The organism is Microvirga sp. 17 mud 1-3, from assembly GCF_003151255.1.
Taxonomy (GTDB): domain Bacteria; phylum Pseudomonadota; class Alphaproteobacteria; order Rhizobiales; family Beijerinckiaceae; genus Microvirga.
In genome coordinates this window covers 4278579-4296685 of record NZ_CP029481.1, presented here as the reverse complement: position 1 = coordinate 4296685, position 18107 = coordinate 4278579, and the positions used below count along the sequence as shown (strand labels likewise).

Sequence of the window (18107 nt, the reverse complement as noted above, 5' to 3'; positions counted from 1 at the left end):
GCTTTGAGCCGCCCTTTTCAATCCAATGAAGCTTAATGCAATTACTCGCCGGCCGGCTGCTTCTGGGCGTCGCGCTCGGCGCGCTCGGCGTCCTTTTCGGCCTTCAGCTTCTCGGTGATGTCCTCGCCCGTCTCCTGGTCGACGACCTTCATGGAGAGGCGGACCTTGCCGCGCTCGTCGGTGCCGAGGAACTTCACCTTCACCTTGTCGCCTTCCTTGACCACGTCGGTGACCTTGCCGACCCGGTTCTTGGCGAGCTCCGAGATGTGCACGAGGCCGTCGCGCGAACCGAAGAAGTTCACGAAGGCGCCGAACTCCATCACCTTCACGACGGTGCCCTCGTAGATCATGTTGATCTCGGGCTCCGCCACGATGGAACGGATCCAGTTATAGGCCGCCTTGATCGACTTGCCGTCGGCCGACGCGATCTTGATGAGGCCGTCGTCGTTGATGTCGATCTTGGCGCCGGTCTTCTCGACGATCTCGCGGATGACCTTGCCGCCCGAACCGATGACCTCGCGGATCTTGTCGACCGGGATCTGCATGGTCTCGATGCGCGGGGCATGCTCGCCGAGCTCGGCGCGCGGAGCGGTCAGCGCCTTGTTCATCTCGGAGAGGATGTGGGTGCGGCCGTCCTTGGCCTGGTCGAGCGCGACCCGCATGATCTCCTCGGTGATGCCGGCGATCTTGATGTCCATCTGGAGGGACGTGATGCCCTGGTCCGTGCCGGCCACCTTGAAGTCCATGTCGCCGAGATGGTCCTCGTCGCCGAGGATGTCGGAGAGCACCGCAAAGCGCTCACCCTCGAGGATGAGGCCCATGGCGATGCCCGCCACCGGACGGCGCAGGGGCACGCCCGCATCCATGAGCGCCAGCGAGCCGCCGCAGACGGACGCCATCGACGAGGAACCGTTCGACTCGGTGATCTCGCTGACGACGCGGATCGTGTAGGGGAATTCGTGCGACGGCGGCAGCATCGGGTGGATGGCGCGCCAGGCGAGCTTGCCGTGGCCGATCTCGCGGCGACCGGGCGAACCCATGCGGCCCGTCTCGCCGACCGAGTAAGGCGGGAAGTTGTAGTGCAGCAGGAAGGTCTCCTTGCGGGTGCCCTCCAGCTCGTCGATGTACTGCTCGTCCTCACCGGTGCCGAGCGTCGTCACCACGAGGGCCTGGGTCTCGCCGCGGGTGAAGACTGCCGAGCCGTGGGTGCGGGGCAGAACGCCCACCTCGGCCACGATCGGCCGGACGGTCTTGAGGTCGCGGCCGTCGATGCGGTGGCCGGTGTCGAGGACGTTCCAGCGCACGATCTTGGCCTGGACCTCCTTGAAGACCGCCTTGACCTTCTCGGCGTCGAACTTGGCCTCACCCTCGGCCGGGCAAAGTGCCTCCATCACCTTCGCCTTCACGGCGTCGACGGCGGCGTAGCGGTCCTGCTTGCGGGTGATCTTGTAGGCCTCGCGCAGGTCCTGCTCGGCGATGTCGAGGACGGCCTTCTCCACGTCGGAGACGTCGGCCGGCTGGTAATCGCGCGGTTCCTTGGCGGCCTTCTCGGCCAGGCGGATGATGGCCTCGATCACCGGCTGGAAGTGCTTGTGGCCGAACATCACGGCGCCGAGCATCACGTCCTCGGCCAGCTCCTTGGCCTCGGATTCGACCATGAGCACCGCGTCCGCGGTGCCGGCGACCACGAGGTCGAGGGAGGACTGCTCCATCTCCTGGAGCGGCGGGTTCAGCTTGTACTGGCCGCCGATATAGCCGACGCGGGCGGCGCCCACGGGGCCCATGAAGGGCACGCCCGAGAGGGTGAGGGCCGCGGAGGCCGCCACCATGGCGACGATGTCCGGATCGTTCTCGAGATCGTGCGAGAGCACGGTCACGACGACCTGGGTCTCGTTACGGTAGCCATCCAGGAACAGGGGGCGGATCGGGCGGTCGATGAGGCGGGAGACGAGGGTCTCCTTCTCGGTCGGACGGCCTTCGCGCTTGAAGTAGCCGCCCGGGATGCGGCCCGCCGCGTAGGTGCGCTCCTGGTAGTTGACCGTGAGCGGGAAGAAGTCGATGCCCGCCTTCGGCTCCTTGGCCGACACGACGGTGGCGAGCACGGTGGTCTCGCCATAGGTGGCCACGACGGCACCGTCGGCCTGGCGGGCCATCTTGCCGGTTTCGAGCACGAGCTTGCGCCCGGCCCAGATCAGTTCTTCGCGTTGAACGTCAAACATGGATTGGTCTTTCATGTCATGGCGGTGGCTCGATGCCATGAGCAAGACGGCAAGGGGCTCCGCGGCCGGTCGTCGTGCCGCTTCGAAGCCCCTTGCGATCCTGCCATGGTCATCGCGTCGTCCGCCTCTTGATCGAAGGCGCAGGGCCCTGGGCCTGTCTGCGCCAGGAGACCGTCCGGAGCCGGGCTCCGGACGGAATTGTTCGCCGAGGAGGCTTACCGGCGGATGCCGAGCTTCTCGATGACGGTCTTGTAGCGGGCCTCTTCCTTCTTCTTCAGGTAGTCGAGAAGGGAGCGGCGCTGGGACACGAGCTTCAGGAGGCCGCGGCGGGAATGGTTGTCCTTCGCGTGGGTCTTGAAGTGCTCGGTCAGGTTGTTGATCCGCTCGGTCAGGATGGCGATCTGCACCTCGGGGAGCCGGTATCGCCGCTCTTATGAGCGAATTCCTTGATCAGCGCAGTCTTGCGCTCAGCCGTGATCGACATCGTCAGTCCTTTCAGGTTGGCTTTAGAAGGCGACCTCCCGTCCGGGGAGCGGGGCTCCGGGGAGCGCGGAGGTCCGTTTCGTCGGAGAAGGCCGGGCCGGGATGTCGTCCAGCGCGGTCTGATCTCACGACGCATCACGCGGGCAACGCCTGCGGGAAGTGGGCGCACCATACACGAAAACCGCGCAGGCGCCAGATAAATCGTTTTTTCCGAATCTGAATTTCCCAAGCGTGACAAGAGCCTGGCGAGCAGAAGGCTGCCGAGAAGGGGCGGAACAAGTCCCCGGTCGGGCCGGTTGGGCTATCGAGCCCCGAGAATGACAGGAGTTGAACCCATGGCGACCACCACGGCTGACCTCGTTTCGTCCGAAACGGCCCGAGGCATCTTCGTGACAGGCCTCCAGAATGCCCATGCGTTGGAGAAGGAAGCCATCCAGCTCATGAACCGGCAGCTGGAGCGTTTCGAGAACTACCCGGAGATGTCCGAGATCCTGCGGCGTCACGTGCAGGAGACGGAGCAGCAGATCCGCCGCCTGGACGAGATGCTGCACACTTTCGGCGAGGACCGTTCCCTCCTGAAGGACGTCGCGACGCAATTCATGGCCAATATGGCGGCCGCCGGTCACATGCCCATGGCCGACGAGGTATTGAAGAACACCTTCGCCAATCACGCCTTCGAGAATTTCGAGATCGCCACCTACATGTCCCTGATCGCCATGGCCCAGGCCACCGGCTACGACCGCTTCGTTCCGGCCCTTGAGGAAACCCTGCGCGAGGAGCAGAAGACCGCGGAGTTGATCCGCAACCAGGTCGAGCCGATCACGCGCAAATACCTGATGCGGGAGGCGCAGGGGCTGAAGGCGGATCGCTGATTGATCGCGTCCTACCGTCATTCCGGGGCGCACCTTCAGGTGCGAGCCCGGAACCTATAACCGCCGGTAGTTCAGAATGGAGAGCTGTGGCAGCCGCTGCGCTTTATCCTGCCTTGTCAGCGGTTATGGGTTTCCCTGCTTTGCGTGGCCCTTCGGGTCGGGCTCCGCTGGCGCGGCCCCGGAATGACGGTGGTTGGCTCCGTCCTTACGAAGGAGAGGCGAGAGGGACCGCAGGAAGCCTTAAGCTCCCAGGTTGAACACCCGGTGCGGCACCAGCTCGCCGCGCTCCACGTCGCCCACGGCCACGAGGACGCCACTGCAAGTGGCATAGACCTTGCCGGAGACCGGAGCTTCCCGGCCGCGAAGGATAATCGACTGGCCGCGCATGAGGCGCCCTGCCATGTCCCGGCTCACCGGAACGGCGGGGATTTCGCTCAAGGCCGCCTCCACGGGCCGCAGGGCGGCCGGGTCGGTGGCGAGATCGTCCACCGTGACCGCGTCGCCCTCCGTGAAGGGGCCGACCCGGGTGCGCCGGAGCGCCGCGATATGGCCGAGGCAGCCAAGCGCCCGGCCGAGGTCGCGGGCAATGGCCCGCACATAGGTCCCCTTGCCGCAATCGGCCTCGATCACCGAGCGGTTGCCCTCGTGATGGACCAGGCTGAGACGGTCGATCTCTACCGTGCGGGGCTGCAGCTCCACCACCTCGCCTTCACGGGCGAGGTCATAGGCGCGCTCGCCTTGGATCTTGATGGCCGAAAAGCGCGGCGGCACCTGTTCGATCGCGCCCGTGAAACGGGGCAGAAGGGCCTCGATGGCGGCCGGATCCGGTAGAAGCTCGGTGCGCCCGACGATGTCGCCCTCGGCATCGTCCGTATTGGTCTCGGCGCCCCAGGCAACCGTGAAGACATAGGACTTGCGCCCGTCCATGACGAACGGAACGGTCTTGGTCGCCTCGCCCAGAGCGATGGGCAGGATGCCGGAGGCGAGCGGATCGAGGGTGCCGGCGTGGCCGGCCTTCTTGGCCAGAAGGTTGCGCTTGACCACCGCGACCGCATGGGTCGAGGTCATGCCGACGCCCTTGTCGAGGATGATCCATCCATTCACGTCGCGCTTCTTCGGGCGCTCTCCCTGCGGGCGCCGCTGCGGTCGTTCTTCGGTCATCAATCCTGCTCGTCGTTATCGTCGTCGGATGCGGGTTTCGCCGTGTCGCGGACCACCTTCTCGGAGCGCAGCAGCGCATCGATGCGGGCGGCCTCCTCGAAGGTCTCGTCGCGCAGGAAGCGCAGGTCCGGCGCGAATTTCAGGTTCACGCGCCGGGCCACCTCCTGGCGCAGCACCTTTTTGTTGCGGTCGAGGGCCTTGAGCACCGCGTCCACGTCCTTGCCGCCGAGCGGCATGACATAGGCGGTGGCGAGCTTGAGGTCGGGCGACATGCGCACCTCCGGAATCGTGATGACGTTCTTCGTCAGCACGTCGTCCTGAAGGTCGCCGCGGGAGAGAACCTCCGCCAGCGCATGGCGCACCAGTTCGGCGACGCGCTGCTGGCGCTGGGTGGGTCCGGTGGTGTTTTCGAAACGTTTGGCCATGGAGAATCCCCGGGATCGAACCGGTTCGATCAAAAGAGTTCATGGCCGGGGCTGGCCCGGCCATGACACTGAAAGTTCAGGCGCTTACGAAAGGGAAGGGGCGCTTTTACAGCGTCCGCTTCACCTCTTCGACACGGTAGCACTCGATCAGGTCGCCGACGCGCATGTCCTGGTAGTTCTCGAAGGACATACCGCATTCCTGACCGGACGTGACCTCGCGGGCATCGTCCTTGAAGCGCTTGAGCTGGGACAGCTTGCCCTCGTGGATGACCACATTGTCGCGGATGAGCCGGACATGGGCGCCGCGCTGCACCACGCCGTCGAGGACGCGGCAGCCGGCGATCTTGCCGACCTTGGACACGTTGAACACCTCGAGGATCTGAGCCTCGCCGAGCCGCTCCTCCCGGAGCGTCGGGGCGAGAAGGCCCGACATCGCCGCCTTCACGTCATCCACGAGGTCGTAGATGATGTTGTAGTAGCGGATCTCGATCCCGGCCCGTTCGGCCGCCTCGCGGGCTTCCTTGTGCGCACGCACGTTGAAGCCGAGCACGATGGCGCCCGAGGCCTCGGCCAGGGTGATGTCCGATTCCGAGATGCCGCCGACGCCGGCCTGGACCACGCGGGCCCCGACCTCGTCGGTGCCGAGCTTGTCGAGAGCACCCACGATGGCTTCCGCCGAGCCCTGCACGTCCGCACGGACCACGAGCGGGAACTCCTTCCGGCCGGCTCCGGCCTTCAGGTCGCGCATCATGTCGGCGAGCGTCCGTCCGGCCGAACCCATGCGGGCGGCCTGACGTTCGCGCTTCTGGCGCGTCCGGTACTCGGTGACCTCGCGGGCACGGGCTTCGGACTCGACCACCGCGACGCGGTCGCCCGCCTCCGGCGTGCCGTTGAAGCCCAGCACCTCCACCGGAACCGAGGGTCCGGCTTCCTTCACGTTGCTGCCGAGATCGTTGATGAGGGCGCGCACGCGACCCCATTCGGCGCCGGCCACCACGATGTCGCCCGTGTGCAGCGTACCGCGCTGGACGAGGACGGTGGCGACGGGGCCGCGGCCACGATCGAGCTTCGCCTCGATGACCGTGCCTTCCGCCGAACGGTCGCCATTCGCCTTCAGGTCGAGGATTTCGGCCTGGAGCTGCAGACCCTCGAGCAGGCTGTCGAGGCCGTCACCGGTCTTGGCCGAGACCTCGAATTCGAGGGTCTCGCCGCCCATCGACTCCACGACGATGGAGTGCTGGAGCAACTCTGTGCGGACCCGCTGCGGGTTGGCCTCGGGCTTGTCGATCTTGTTGATCGCCACGATCAGCGGCACGCCGGCCGCCTGGGCGTGGGAGATCGCCTCGATCGTCTGCGGCATGACGCCGTCATCGGCAGCGACGACCAGCACGACGATATCCGTCACCTTGGCACCACGGGCGCGCATGGCCGTGAAGGCCGCGTGACCGGGGGTGTCGATGAAGGTGATCTTGCCGCCCAGCGGCGAGGTCACCTGATAGGCGCCGATATGCTGCGTGATGCCGCCGGCCTCGCCGGAGACCACGTTGGTCTTGCGGATCGCGTCGAGAAGCGAGGTCTTGCCGTGGTCGACGTGGCCCATGATGGTCACGACGGGCGGGCGCGGCTGCAGGTTCTCGTCCACGTCCGGCGTATCGAAGAGGCCTTCCTCGACGTCCGATTCGGCGACGCGCTTCACCGTGTGGCCGAGCTCCTCCGCCACGAGCTGGGCGGTATCCGCATCGATCACGTCGGTGATCTTGTGCATCTGGCCCTGCTTCATGAGGAACTTGATCACGTCCACGGCGCGCTCCGACATGCGGTTGGCGAGCTCCTGAATGGTGATCGTCTCGGGGATCGTCACCTCGCGGGCGATCTTTTCCTTCTGCTCCGTCTGGCGATGGCCCATGAGGCGCTGGTTGCGGCGGCGGAACGAGGCGACCGAGCGGGTGCGCTCGTCCTCGCCCGAAGTCGCGGCCGTGAGGGTCAGGCGGCCGCGCCGCCTCTCCTCGCCGGGAGCTGCCTTGGGGGCCTTCGGCACGGCCGCGGGCTTCGCCGCAGTGCCGGGACGCCGGACCGTGCGCGGACCGTCCTCGTCCTCCACTTCGACGGGGCGGGCTGCAACCGGGGGTGCCGTGCGGGCATTGGGCTTGGCCGTGGCCGGATCCGGAACGACCGGAGCCGCCGGACGGGCCATGTGGTTGAGGCTCGGGGGACGGCGGCCGTCATTGCCGCCGGGGCGCGGACCGCCGAATCCCGTGCGCGGGCCGCTGCCGGCCGGACGCGGGCCGGAGCGCTCGCCGCCCTGACGCTCGCGGTCGCCGGAGGGACGCGGGCCGGGGCCTCGGCCGGCCGGGGCCGGTGCGGCGGCCGTGCGGGCCGGCGCCGCGGGGGCAGCCTCTTCGCCGAGACGGCGACGGGCTTCGTCCTCGGCGCGACGCTTGCGATCGTCCTCCTGCCGGCGGCGCTCGTCCTCCTCGCGCTTGCGCGCTTCGGCGGCTTCACGCTCGCGGGCCTCGGCGGCTTCACGCTCGACGCGGCGACGGGCTTCGTCTTCCTGGCGCTTGCGATCGTCCTCTTCGCGGCGGCGCGCATCGGCCAGCGCCATGGCGCGGGCGTCACGCTCCTGCTCCGAGAGAGTGCGCAGCACGACACCGGACCGCTGCGCACCGGAGCTGGAGGCTCCCGAGCGCTGTCCACGGCCCTGCTGCGGCTGGGCCGGCTTCGGCTGAGCCGGGGCAGGCGCAGCAGGAGGCGGTGCGGCCTTGGTCTGCTCAGGGGCTCCGCCGGGGCCGACGGGGCGACGCTTCACGGTCTCGACCACGACCGCCTTGGAGCGGCCATGGGAGAAGCTCTGGCGCACCACGCCCTGTTCGACGGGTCGCTTCAGTGAAAGCGTCTTGGACGACACGTGGAGTGTCTTGTCGCCCGGATTTTTCGTATCGGTCATTCCGCTCAATATCCTGCGGGTTTCAAAATCGTGGGTTCGCCGGTCTCGAAATCGAGGCCAGCCTGATCGGCATCGAGGCCGCAATAAGCGCGGTAACGATGCCAGCGGTTCAGAAAGCCGTCGCTCCCAGCGCCCGCGACGAGGGCAGCATGTATCACATGTGACCGGCCTAATGCCAAATCCAATTCGTCATTTGACAGATCTTGGACGACCGGAATGCTTGATATTGCGTCGCCGAGGCGTTTTCGCAACTGGTTCGCGATCTTTCTTCGCCCATCTTCGGCCGCTTCTGCGGCATGAATAAGGGCCGCGAGAGGCTTTTCGGCGACGGTAGCCTCAACCTTGTGAAACCCCGTAACGACCATTCCGGCCTTGTTGGCGAGGGCGAGGCCCTGCCGCATGTCCGTCCGAAGGGCCTGCCGGATGTCCTCCGCGAGGCTCTCGGGCGCCCTGACCTCGGCCTTGAAGGCCCGGGCGAAGAGACGGCGCTTCACCGCCTCCTCGACCATGTCCTGCCGGGCCAGGACCCAGACGCCCCGCCCCGGCAGCTTATGCCGCAGATCGGGCACGACTTGGCCGTCGGGCCCCAGGACGAAGCGGATCAGCTCCGCCGGCGGGTGGACCGCGCGGGTAACGATGCAGGTGCGCTCCGGTTCATGCCGCGCCACTGGGACTGACCTCTCTCGCCCATGGCCGGTGTCAGGAGGGCTGAGCCTCGGTCTCGGCCTCGTCGGCCGATCCCTCGGTCTCCACCGGCTCTGCCGGCGCCTCGATCCATCCGGCCTTCACGCGGGCCGCCATGACCATGGACTCGGCCTCGGCGCGGGACAGGTCGAAGCCGTCGAGCGCTCCCGCATAGCGGGTGGCCTCCTGGCCGCGGCCTTCCGTCCAGCCGACGAGATCGTCGGTGGCGCAGCCCGCCAGGTCCTCGACCGTCTTGATGTCGTTCTCGCCCAGAGCCACGAGCATGGCCGTGGTGATGCCTTCGATCTCCTTCAGTTCGTCGGCGACGCCGAGTTCCTGGCGGCGGGCCTCGTTCTCGGCCTCGATGCGAGCCAGGTATTCCTGGGCACGGTCCTGGATCTCCCGGGCCGTGTCCTCGTCGAAGCCCTCGATGGACGCGACCTCGCCGAGATCCACATAGGCGATCTCGTCGACCGACCGGAAGCCTTCCGAGGCCAGGAGCTGGCCGACCACCTCATCCACGTCGAGGGCGTTCATGAACAGCTCGGTGCGCTCGGCGAATTCCTTCTGGCGGCGCTCCGATTCCTCGGCTTCGGTCAGGATGTCGATGTCCCAGCCGGTGAGCTGCGAGGCGAGGCGCACGTTCTGGCCGCGGCGGCCGATGGCCAGCGACAGCTGGTCGTCGGGCACCACCACCTCGATGCGGTCGGCCTCCTCGTCGAGCACCACCTTGACCACCTCGGCGGGCTGGAGGGCGTTGACGATGAAGGTCGCCTGGTCCTGCGACCACGGGATGATGTCGATCTTCTCGCCCTGGAGCTCGCCCACCACCGCCTGGACGCGGGAGCCTCGCATGCCGACGCAGGCGCCGACCGGGTCGATGGAGGAATCGCGGGACGTCACGGCGATCTTGGCGCGGGAGCCCGGATCACGGGCGACCGCCTGCACGGACACGATGCCGTCGTAGATCTCCGGCACTTCCTGGGCGAAGAGCTTCGCCATGAATTGCGGATGGGTGCGCGACAGGAAGATCTGCGGCCCGCGGGCCTCCCGGCGCACGTCGAACAGATAGGCGCGGATCCGGTCGCCCGGGCGGAAGGTCTCGCGCGGGATCAGCTCGTCCCGGCGCACGATGGCCTCGCCGCGGCCGAGGTCGACGATCACGTTGCCGTATTCGACACGCTTGACGACGCCGTTCACCACCTCGCCGATGCGGTCTTTGTATTCCTGGTACTGGCGGTCGCGCTCGGCGTCGCGCACCTTCTGGACGATGACCTGCTTGGCGGACTGGGCCGCGATGCGCCCGAAATCGAAGGGCGGCAGGGTCTCGGCGATGCTGTCGCCGACCTGGGCGGCCGGATTGTGCCGGCTGCGCGCCTCGGAGAGCGTGATCTCGCGGGAATCGTTCTCGAGCGCGCCGTCATCCACCACCAGCAGGTGCCGGGCCAGGCGCAGCTCGCCGGTCTTCGGGTTGATTTCCGCGTGGATGTCGGTCTCGGCGCCGTAGCGGGAGCGCGCAGCCTTCGCGATGGCGTCCGCCATGGCGTCCAGCACGATCTGCTTGTCGATCACCTTCTCGCGCGCGACCGCATCGGCGATCTGCAAGAGTTCGAGCCTGTTGGCGCTGACTGCCATCGCGGTCACTCCTTCTTCGATGTCTTTTTCTGCGGGCCGCGCGAGCGAGGCGCAGGCTCCGCCTGTGAAATCTCTGAATCCGTCTCGTCGGCGTCTTCCGCCGCCGGCGCCGAGCCCCGGCGCAGGGATTCGCGGATGAGCTCGTCTGTCAAAACGAGATGAGCCTCGCCGAGATCCGTGAGCGGCAGGCGGACGATCCTCTCGTCGCCCTCCTTCACGTCCGGCAGCTCGACCGCGACCGTTCCGTTCTCCACGCCCCGCAGGAAGCCCCGGAAGCGCTTGCGCCCCTCGAGGGGCACGGCCAGCTCGATCTTCACCTCGTGTCCGGCCCAGCGCTCGAAATCGCTTGCGCGCACGAGAGGACGGTCGATTCCCGGAGACGAGACTTCGAGATAATACTCCCGATCGATCGGATCTTCGAGGTCGAGAACCGGCGAAACGGCCCGGCTCACGGTCTCGCACTCGTCCACCGACATGGTGCCGTCCGGCCGCTCGGCCATGATCTGCACCGTGCAGCCGTTGGTGCCGGTCACCCGGACCCGGACTAGATTGAAGCCCAGATCCTCGATCACCGGCTCGACGATGGCCGCGACGCGGGCGGCTACGCCGGACTCGGTCACCAGACGCTTGTCGCGATCGTTCGCCATGAATCCTTGCAATCTTTCCTCTACGCCCTGGCCGCGAGCCAATAAAAAAGAGCGGACCCGGCGGGGCCCACTCTGACAAGCAGCTGACGCTGCAACCAGAACTGACAGACGAGATATAGCGATTCCGGGCCGACATGGCAAGAAGGCCGTGGTTTTGGGAGACTGCCGTTATTCTGGGGCCCGTGCCGCCCTTGTCATTCCGGATTGCCGTCAGGCAAGTCCGGAACCCATAACCACCAATGTTTCAGAAGGAGCAGCTGCGATAACCGCTGCCCGTGATCCTGCACCCTCAGCGGTTATGGGTTCCGGGCCCACGCCCGAGGCGTGTCCCGGAATAACGGCGAGGATGCCTGAATAACAGGTGCGGTTACACCCGCACGATGCGCAGGTAGCTCGGCACGCGGCCCTCGCGGATCGCCTTGGCCTCATAGCGGGTGCCGGGCCAGCCCTCATAAGGCTTGCGCCAGTCGTCCGGGCCCGTCGCTTCCCAGCGGAAATCGGGCGAGCGCAGGATTCGGGCCAGCACCCAGCCGATGTAATTGTCGATGTCGCTGGCGAAGCGCAGCTCGGCGCCAGGCTTCATCAGGCGGGCGAGCGCCTTCAGGGTCTCGTCCGAGACGAGGCGGCGCTTGCGCTGGCGGCGCTTGGGCCATGGATCGGGATAGAGGATGTAGACCCGGTCGAGGCAGGCATCGGGCAGGTGGGGCAGGAGGTCCGTCACGTCCTCGTCCCAGATCCGCACATTGTCGAGCTTTTCGTGATCGACGACGGCAAGGAGCTTCGCCATGCCGTTCACGAAGGGCTCGCAGCCGATGATGTTGATGTCCGGATGAGCCCGGGCCTGGGCGGCGAGATGCTCGCCGCCGCCGAAGCCGATTTCGAGCCAGGTCTCCCGGCCGGGACGGGGAAACTGGGCCTCCGGCGCGACGCCGGGCGTCACGCGCAGGGCGGGCAGGAGGGTGCGGACTAGGTCGTCCTGGCCGGCGCGAAGCCTCTTTCCCTTCCGGCGCCCGAAGAAGGCGCCGGCCCGTTCGGAGGCGTCTTCCATGGGATCAGGCGAGCGCGGATTTCAGGGATTCGGCGAGATCCGTCCGCTCCCACGAGAAGCCGCCATCGGCATCGGGCTTGCGGCCGAAATGACCGTAGGCCGAGGTGCGGGCATAGATCGGCCGGTTGAGGCCGAGATGGGTCCGGATGCCGCGCGGCGAGAGGTCCATGGCGTCCATGAGGACCTGCTCGAGCTTGCCCTCATCCACCGTGCCGGTCCCGTGCAGGTCCACGTAGATCGACAGGGGCTTGGCGACGCCGATCGCGTAGGAGAGCTGCAGGGTGCAGCGTCCGGCGAGGCCCGCGGCCACCACGTTCTTGGCAAGGTAGCGGGCCGCATAGGCGGCCGAGCGGTCGACCTTTGTCGGGTCCTTGCCCGAGAAGGCGCCGCCGCCATGGGGGGCCGCGCCGCCATAGGTGTCGACGATGATCTTGCGGCCCGTGAGGCCGCAATCGCCGTCCGGACCGCCGATCACGAACTTGCCCGTGGGGTTCACGTGCCAGATCGTCTCAGGCGATACCCAGCCGGCCGGAAGAGTCTTGCGGATATAGGGCTCGACGATCTCGCGCACGTCGTCCGAGGACAGGTTCTCGTCCAGGTGCTGGGTCGAAAGCACGATCTGGGTCACGCCGACCGGCTTGCCGTTCTGGTACTTCACCGTGACCTGGCTCTTGGCGTCCGGGCCCAGGACGGCGGCGCCGTTGGCCTTGGTCTTGCGGGCGTGGGTCAGGTCCTCGAGGATCTTGTGGGCATAGAAGATCGGGGCCGGCATGAGCTCGGGGGTCTCGTCGCAGGCATAGCCGAACATGATGCCCTGGTCGCCCGCGCCCTCGTCCTTGTTGCCGGCTGCGTCCACGCCTTGGGCGATATGGGCCGACTGGGCATGGAGATAGACCGAGACGTCCGCGTTCTTCCAGTGGAAGCCGTCCTGCTCGTAGCCGATATCCTTGATCGCGTCGCGGGCGAGCTCGACGATCCGGTCCTTGGTGATCGATTCGGGACCGCGGACTTCGCCGGCGATGACGACCCGGTTGGTGGTGGCGAGCGTCTCGCAGGCCACGCGGGCCTCGGGCTCGGCCGCGAGATAGGCGTCGACGACCGCGTCCGAGATCCGGTCGCAGACCTTGTCAGGATGGCCCTCGGACACCGACTCACTGGTGAAAAGATAGCTTGACCGCCGCACGACGTTCGCCCCTTCGCGGAAATGAAAATGCAGCCCGCAGCCACAGGCTTTCGGGCATGGTCATGCCGCAGACCCGTGGAAAGGTCAAGCGAACGCGTTCGTTACGACGAACGCTCCTCGTCGTCCTGCGCGGCAAGGACGGAGACGAGCTGGACGATGCTCTTGCGGATCTTGGGATTCCGGATCGCCGTGAAGGTGCGGATGAGCTGGAGGCCCTCCGGCGTGGACATGACCTCGGAGATGTAGGGCGAGCCCTCCTCCTCGGCGAAACCGGCATCGTCCTTGCCGCTCTTGATGCCGTTGAAGAAGAAATGGATGTCGACGCCCAGGATCTTGGCGATGTCCACGAGACGGCTCACGCTGATGCGGTTGGTGCCCTTCTCGTATTTCTGGACCTGCTGAAAGGTCAGGCCGAGCATGTCGCCGAGCTTCTCCTGGCTCATGCCGACCGAAACCCGGCGCATGCGCACCCTGCTTCCGATTTCCTTATCGATGGAGCCGGTCGACTTCTTCATCAGAACACGCTTCCTCGCCAATTCCTTTAGGACAATAAGTGATTCACGACGGCAGAACGCGCCGTCTCCGATGCGCCATCGCCGCCATTAAGCAGATCAGAAGCATGGCAGTCAAAACAAACGTTCCGACGCGCGCCTGGAACGGCGGCGGGATCGCGGGCGGCAAGTCCGCATCGAGCACGCCCTCGCCTCCGAGCGGCAGGCTCGCGATCACGCGCCCGTAAGGATCGACCACGGCCGAGATCCCCGTATTGGCGTCGCGTACGAGGGGCAGTCCCTCCTCGACACTGCGCAGGCGGGCCTGGGCGAAGTGCTGGTAGGGCCCCGGGGTGTTGCCGAACCAGGCATCGTTGGTCACGTTCAAAATGAGCTGTGGGCGGGGCCCCTCGGGCATGAATTCGCCCGGGAAGATGGCCTCGTAGCAGATTGTCGCAGCCACCGGCGGCAGGCCCGGCACGGCCAGGGTCGTACGCCGCGCGCTCGGCTCGAATCCGCCGGGAATATGGACGAACTGGCGCAGGCCCATGGCCCGGATCAGGGTGTCGAGGAAGGCCGGAACATATTCGCCGAATGGGACCAGATGGACCTTGTCGTAGGAACCAAGGATCGTGCCGCGGTCGTCGATCACCTGGATGGCGTTGAAGAACTTGCCCACCTCCTCGCCCGGCAGCGGATCGTCCATGCGGGCCGCACCGGTGACGAGATGAGTGCCGGGCGCGAGCAGGGTGGCGATCTGGTTGAGCTGGGCCGGGCTGCGGTGGAGCAGGAACGGGAAGGCCGATTCGGGCCAGATGATATGCGTCGGATCCCGGCCGCTTTCCTGGGGCGCGGCGGCGCTGAGGGTCAGGTAGCGGCGCATGATCGCCTCCCGGTTGCCCGGGTGGAACTTGGCATCCTGCGGCAGATTCGGCTGCATCAGGCGCAGGCGCACCCCGGAGACCGGGGGGAGGGGGGCGTCCGGCATCCGCCAGGCGCCGAAGCCGGCCATGAGGGCGAGGAGCGCGGCTGCCAGGACAGGCGCGGCCCAACGTTCCCGCGCCGGGCGGTCGGATGCGAGGAGGGCCGGCGCCGCGCCGATGAGGACGGCCAGCACGGTCAGCCCGTAGAGGCCGACGAGGGAGGCGCTCTGCATCAGCCAGGGGTTCTGGCCGAGCGCCATGCCGAGGGTGTTCCAGGGAAAGCCCGTGAAGAGGTGGCCGCGCAGCCACTCGCTCACCGTGAGCGCGAACGCGAAGGCGCAGAGGCGCCCAGGGCCCGACGACCAGAGGAGGCGGGCGAGCGCGAAGCCGAAGGCCGGGAAGAAGGCGAGCAGGGCCGGCAGGCCCAGGACCCCGAAGGGCAGGGCCCAGGCGAACTGGTCCGCCTCCACCAGGAAGGCCGCGCCGAGCCACCACAGCCCGGCGACGAAATAGCCGAAGCCCCAGAGCCAGCCCGCGAGGGTCGCGGCCTTCAGGCTTTCCCGGCGCGTGTCCCGGACCGAGCCGTCGATGAGCCAGAGCGCAGGGGTCAGGGACAGGAAAAGGGCCGGGAGGGCGCCGAAGGGCGGCATCGCGAGGGCCCCGACGGCCCCGGACGCCACAGCCACAAGGCCGCGGCGCCACCCGGTCGCCAGGGCGGCGCGCTGGGAGAGGGTTTTCATTCGGCGGCGGTGCTCTCGGGCGGCAGGGCGCCGTTCGCCGCCACCGGGACCGCGCTGCGGCGATGGATGCGCAGGCGCTTCACCCGGCGGGGATCGGCGTCGAGCACCTCGAATTCCAGGTTCTCGGGCCCCTCGATCAACTCGTTGCGGGACGGCACCCGCCCGGCCAGGGTCACGATGAAGCCGCCGATGGTGTCGACATCCTCCGCGCCTTCCTCCTCGGTGAGGTCGACCCCGAGGGTCTCCTTGATCTCGTCGAGGCTCGCCCGCGCGTCGGCGACGAAGGTGCCGTCGGAGCTCGGCACCACCGCCACGACGGCCGCGTCGTCATGCTCGTCCTCGATGTCGCCCACCACCATCTCGACCAGGTCCTCGATGGAGACGAGGCCGTCGGTGCCGCCATACTCGTCGATGACGAGGGCCATGTGGGTGCGGGTCGCCTGCATCCTGACCAGGAGGTCGATGGCCGGCATGGAGCGCGGCACGAACAGCACGGGGCGCAGGATCTGGGCGGAGGCCAGCGTCATGGTGAAGTCGACCTGGCCCAGGCTGGGTCCGGGCGGGGGGCTGCCGTCCTGGTCCTCCTGCGGGCGCCCGTTGCCGGTATCGGCCCGCATGGCGATGAAATCCAGGAAGTCGCGGATGTGGACCATCCCCTTCGGGTCGTCGAGGGTCTCGCCATAGACCGGGAGGCGCGAATGGCCGGCGGTCCGGAAGAGGCTGAGCAGGTCGCCGAGACTGGTCTCGGCCGAGACCGCCACGATGTCGGCCCGGGGCACCATCACGTCGTCGACGCGGATGCGGTGGAAGCCGAGCACGTTCTTGAGCATCGCCCGCTCCTGGGGCGAGAAGTCCGTGTCCTCGACGGTTTCCGCTAGGGCATCCTCGAGGTCGTGGCGGATGGAATCACGGGATTTGAGGCCGAGGCGGGTCAGGACCCGGTCGTACCAATGCTCGCGTAAGCCGTCGGGGTCCGGAGGGGTCCGGGCGGGGCGGTCGTTACGACTTCGATCTTCGTTCATTGTGTGTGAGTTTCAGCCGAACGTTCTGGCGTTCAAGCTGCCATATCGCGATAGGGATCAGCGATGCCAAGGCCGGCAAGCGCCTTTACCTCCAAAGCTTCCATGACGTCCGCCTCTTCGTCGGTCTCGTGATCGTAGCCGAGAAGATGCAGGACGCCGTGGACGACCAGATGGGCAAAGTGGTCCGCGAGAGGCTTGGATTCCTCCTCGGCTTCGCGAACCAACGTCTCATAGGCTAATGCAATATCGCCCAGATGGCGAGGGCCTTCGAGGCCCGGCTGCTCCGGGGCCGGAAAGGACAGGACGTTGGTCGGCTTGTCCTTTCCGCGCCACTGCCGGTTCAGGGTGCGGATGCTCTCGTCGTCGGTAAGCATGACGCTCACCTCCAGGTCCTCTTCCGCACCATCGGCCACCGCTGCGGCAGCCTCGGCGGCGCGCTGGGCGAGGGCCTCCGCGTCCGGCAGGCCGTCCCAGCTCCCCGCCTCCGTCACGGTGTCGAGCGCGATCACGGCCGGCGCTCCCGGCGGAAGGGCTCGCTGCCCGGCTCGTCCTGGTGCCGACGGGCATCCGCGTCGTAGGCGGTGACGATGCGGCGAACCAGGTCGTGACGGACCACGTCCTGCTCCTTGAAGGTGACGCGGGCGATGCCCTCGGTTCCCTCCAGGATCCGGACCGCCTCCACGAGGCCGGATTTCTGGCCCGGCGGCAGGTCGATCTGGGTCGGGTCGCCCGTGATGATCATCCGGGAGCCCTCGCCGAGGCGGGTGAGGAACATCTTCATCTGCATGGTGGTGGTGTTCTGCGCCTCGTCGAGGAGCACCACCGCGTTGGTGAGGGTGCGGCCGCGCATGAAGGCGAGCGGCGCGATCTCGATCATGCCGGTCTGGAGCCCCCGGTCCACATGCCGCGCCTCCATGAAGTCGTAGAGGGCGTCGTAGATGGGCCGCAGATAAGGATCGACCTTCTCGCGCATGTCGCCCGGCAGGAAGCCGAGCCGCTCCCCGGCCTCCACGGCCGGGCGGGACAGGATCAGGCGGTCGGCCTGGCCCTGCTCCAGGAGCGAGACCGCATAGCCCACCGCGAGCCAAGTCTTGCCGGTACCGGCCGGTCCCTCGGCGAAGACGAGTTCGTGCTGCTTGAGGGCCTTGATATAGGCGTTCTGCGCCGCGTTGCGGGCCCGGACGGGGCCGCGCTTGCGGGTCGCGATCTGGTCGAAGGCCGTGATCCCCGGCAGAGAGGGTTCCTCGGCAGGCGGGAAGAGGCTGCCCTGGAGGGTGCTCTCCTCGATGGTGCCGTCCACGTCCCCGGGAGCCAGAGTCACGCCCTGGCGAGCTCGTTCGTAGAGGCCTTCCAGGACCCGGCGGGCGAGTTCGGAGCTCTCCGGCGTTCCCTTCACGGTGACCCGATTGCCGTTGGCGATGGCGACCACGTTCAGCCGCCGCTCGAGATGGGCGAGGTTCTGGTCGTATTGCCCGAAGACGAGGCTGGCGAGGCGGTTGTCCTCGAAGGTGAGAACGATCTCGGCCTCTTCCTCGACGCCGGGATGCAGATTGGCGGGATTACGGCCTTTCTGCGCGCGTGCGGTCACGTTGTCCGCTTGCCTCAAATGGCTCTCCTCGTACTCCGG

15 protein-coding genes and 1 pseudogene are annotated in these 18107 nt (G+C 67.3%); 1 reads left to right on the top strand and 15 read right to left on the bottom strand.

The features are described from left to right. Positions 1-41 precede the first annotated feature (41 nt). Together pnp and rpsO are read right to left on the bottom strand one after the other, a co-directional pair. Entirely contained in the window at positions 42-2219 is a 2178-nt protein-coding gene (gene pnp, locus C4E04_RS20175; RefSeq protein WP_109600399.1) for a polyribonucleotide nucleotidyltransferase, read from the bottom strand. A gap of 215 nt (positions 2220-2434) precedes the next feature. Then, positions 2435-2703, bottom strand: a pseudogene (gene rpsO / locus C4E04_RS20170) (30S ribosomal protein S15). A 334-nt stretch (positions 2704-3037) separates the two neighbouring features. Between rpsO and C4E04_RS20165 the strand changes: the two are divergent. Beyond that, on the top strand, positions 3038-3574 hold the full coding sequence (locus tag C4E04_RS20165) for a ferritin-like domain-containing protein (RefSeq protein ID WP_109600396.1): 537 nt from the start codon (positions 3038-3040) through the stop codon (positions 3572-3574). 240 nt (positions 3575-3814) lie between these two features. On the opposite strand, the gene truB is transcribed toward C4E04_RS20165, so the two are convergent. The 13 genes from truB to C4E04_RS20100 form a co-directional block, all read right to left on the bottom strand. Next, positions 3815-4735, bottom strand: a complete 921-nt coding sequence (gene truB, locus C4E04_RS20160; RefSeq protein WP_109600394.1) for a tRNA pseudouridine(55) synthase TruB — start codon at positions 4733-4735, stop codon at positions 3815-3817. Continuing rightward, positions 4735-5160: a 30S ribosome-binding factor RbfA gene (rbfA, locus tag C4E04_RS20155; RefSeq protein ID WP_109600392.1), complete on the bottom strand. Its 426-nt coding sequence runs from the start codon at positions 5158-5160 to the stop codon at positions 4735-4737. Before rbfA ends, truB begins: the two co-directional genes overlap by 1 nt. Positions 5161-5266: 106 nt before the next feature. Then, positions 5267-8107, bottom strand: coding sequence for a translation initiation factor IF-2 (gene infB, locus C4E04_RS20150; protein WP_109600390.1), 2841 nt, complete (start codon positions 8105-8107; stop codon positions 5267-5269). 5 nt (positions 8108-8112) lie between these two features. Further along, positions 8113-8775: an RNA-binding protein gene (locus C4E04_RS20145; RefSeq protein WP_109600388.1), complete on the bottom strand. Its 663-nt coding sequence runs from the start codon at positions 8773-8775 to the stop codon at positions 8113-8115. Between the two features lie 31 nt (positions 8776-8806). Then, positions 8807-10426, bottom strand: coding sequence for a transcription termination factor NusA (gene nusA / locus C4E04_RS20140; protein ID WP_109600386.1), 1620 nt, complete (start codon positions 10424-10426; stop codon positions 8807-8809). A gap of 5 nt (positions 10427-10431) precedes the next feature. Beyond that, on the bottom strand, positions 10432-11073 hold the full coding sequence (rimP, locus tag C4E04_RS20135; RefSeq protein ID WP_109600384.1) for a ribosome maturation factor RimP: 642 nt from the start codon (positions 11071-11073) through the stop codon (positions 10432-10434). 367 nt (positions 11074-11440) lie between these two features. Continuing rightward, positions 11441-12121 (bottom strand): tRNA (guanosine(46)-N(7))-methyltransferase TrmB, encoded by a 681-nt coding sequence (locus tag C4E04_RS20130; RefSeq protein ID WP_109600382.1) that lies wholly within the window; start codon positions 12119-12121, stop codon positions 11441-11443. A gap of 4 nt (positions 12122-12125) precedes the next feature. After that, entirely contained in the window at positions 12126-13304 is a 1179-nt protein-coding gene (gene metK, locus C4E04_RS20125) for a methionine adenosyltransferase (RefSeq protein ID WP_109600380.1), read from the bottom strand. A gap of 101 nt (positions 13305-13405) precedes the next feature. After that, complete coding sequence (locus tag C4E04_RS20120) at positions 13406-13819, bottom strand: helix-turn-helix domain-containing protein (RefSeq protein ID WP_109600378.1); 414 nt, start codon at positions 13817-13819, stop codon at positions 13406-13408. Between the two features lie 43 nt (positions 13820-13862). Then, entirely contained in the window at positions 13863-15458 is a 1596-nt protein-coding gene (lnt, locus tag C4E04_RS20115) for an apolipoprotein N-acyltransferase (protein ID WP_109600376.1), read from the bottom strand. Further along, on the bottom strand, positions 15455-16480 hold the full coding sequence (locus tag C4E04_RS20110; RefSeq protein WP_109600374.1) for a hemolysin family protein: 1026 nt from the start codon (positions 16478-16480) through the stop codon (positions 15455-15457). The genes lnt and C4E04_RS20110 overlap by 4 nt, the downstream gene beginning before the upstream one ends. Before the next feature lie 32 nt (positions 16481-16512). Then, complete coding sequence (gene ybeY, locus C4E04_RS20105) at positions 16513-16989, bottom strand: rRNA maturation RNase YbeY (RefSeq protein WP_109600371.1); 477 nt, start codon at positions 16987-16989, stop codon at positions 16513-16515. Beyond that, complete coding sequence (locus tag C4E04_RS20100; RefSeq protein WP_245416174.1) at positions 16986-18086, bottom strand: PhoH family protein; 1101 nt, start codon at positions 18084-18086, stop codon at positions 16986-16988. The genes ybeY and C4E04_RS20100 overlap by 4 nt, the downstream gene beginning before the upstream one ends. Between the last annotated feature and the right edge of the window lie 21 nt (positions 18087-18107).

What these genes read in the sequence shown, in the direction of transcription:
- pnp (WP_109600399.1), bottom strand. Translation starts at nt 2,219, where the DNA reads ATGTTTGACGTTCAACGCGAAGAACTGATCTGGGCCGGGCGCAAGCTC.
- C4E04_RS20165 (WP_109600396.1), top strand. Translation starts at nt 3,038, where the DNA reads ATGGCGACCACCACGGCTGACCTCGTTTCGTCCGAAACGGCCCGAGGC.
- truB (WP_109600394.1), bottom strand. Translation starts at nt 4,735, where the DNA reads ATGACCGAAGAACGACCGCAGCGGCGCCCGCAGGGAGAGCGCCCGAAG.
- rbfA (WP_109600392.1), bottom strand. Translation starts at nt 5,160, where the DNA reads ATGGCCAAACGTTTCGAAAACACCACCGGACCCACCCAGCGCCAGCAG.
- infB (WP_109600390.1), bottom strand. Translation starts at nt 8,107, where the DNA reads ATGACCGATACGAAAAATCCGGGCGACAAGACACTCCACGTGTCGTCC.
- nusA (WP_109600386.1), bottom strand. Translation starts at nt 10,426, where the DNA reads ATGGCAGTCAGCGCCAACAGGCTCGAACTCTTGCAGATCGCCGATGCG.
- rimP (WP_109600384.1), bottom strand. Translation starts at nt 11,073, where the DNA reads ATGGCGAACGATCGCGACAAGCGTCTGGTGACCGAGTCCGGCGTAGCC.
- C4E04_RS20130 (WP_109600382.1), bottom strand. Translation starts at nt 12,121, where the DNA reads ATGGAAGACGCCTCCGAACGGGCCGGCGCCTTCTTCGGGCGCCGGAAG.
- C4E04_RS20120 (WP_109600378.1), bottom strand. Translation starts at nt 13,819, where the DNA reads ATGAAGAAGTCGACCGGCTCCATCGATAAGGAAATCGGAAGCAGGGTG.
- lnt (WP_109600376.1), bottom strand. Translation starts at nt 15,458, where the DNA reads ATGAAAACCCTCTCCCAGCGCGCCGCCCTGGCGACCGGGTGGCGCCGC.
- C4E04_RS20110 (WP_109600374.1), bottom strand. Translation starts at nt 16,480, where the DNA reads ATGAACGAAGATCGAAGTCGTAACGACCGCCCCGCCCGGACCCCTCCG.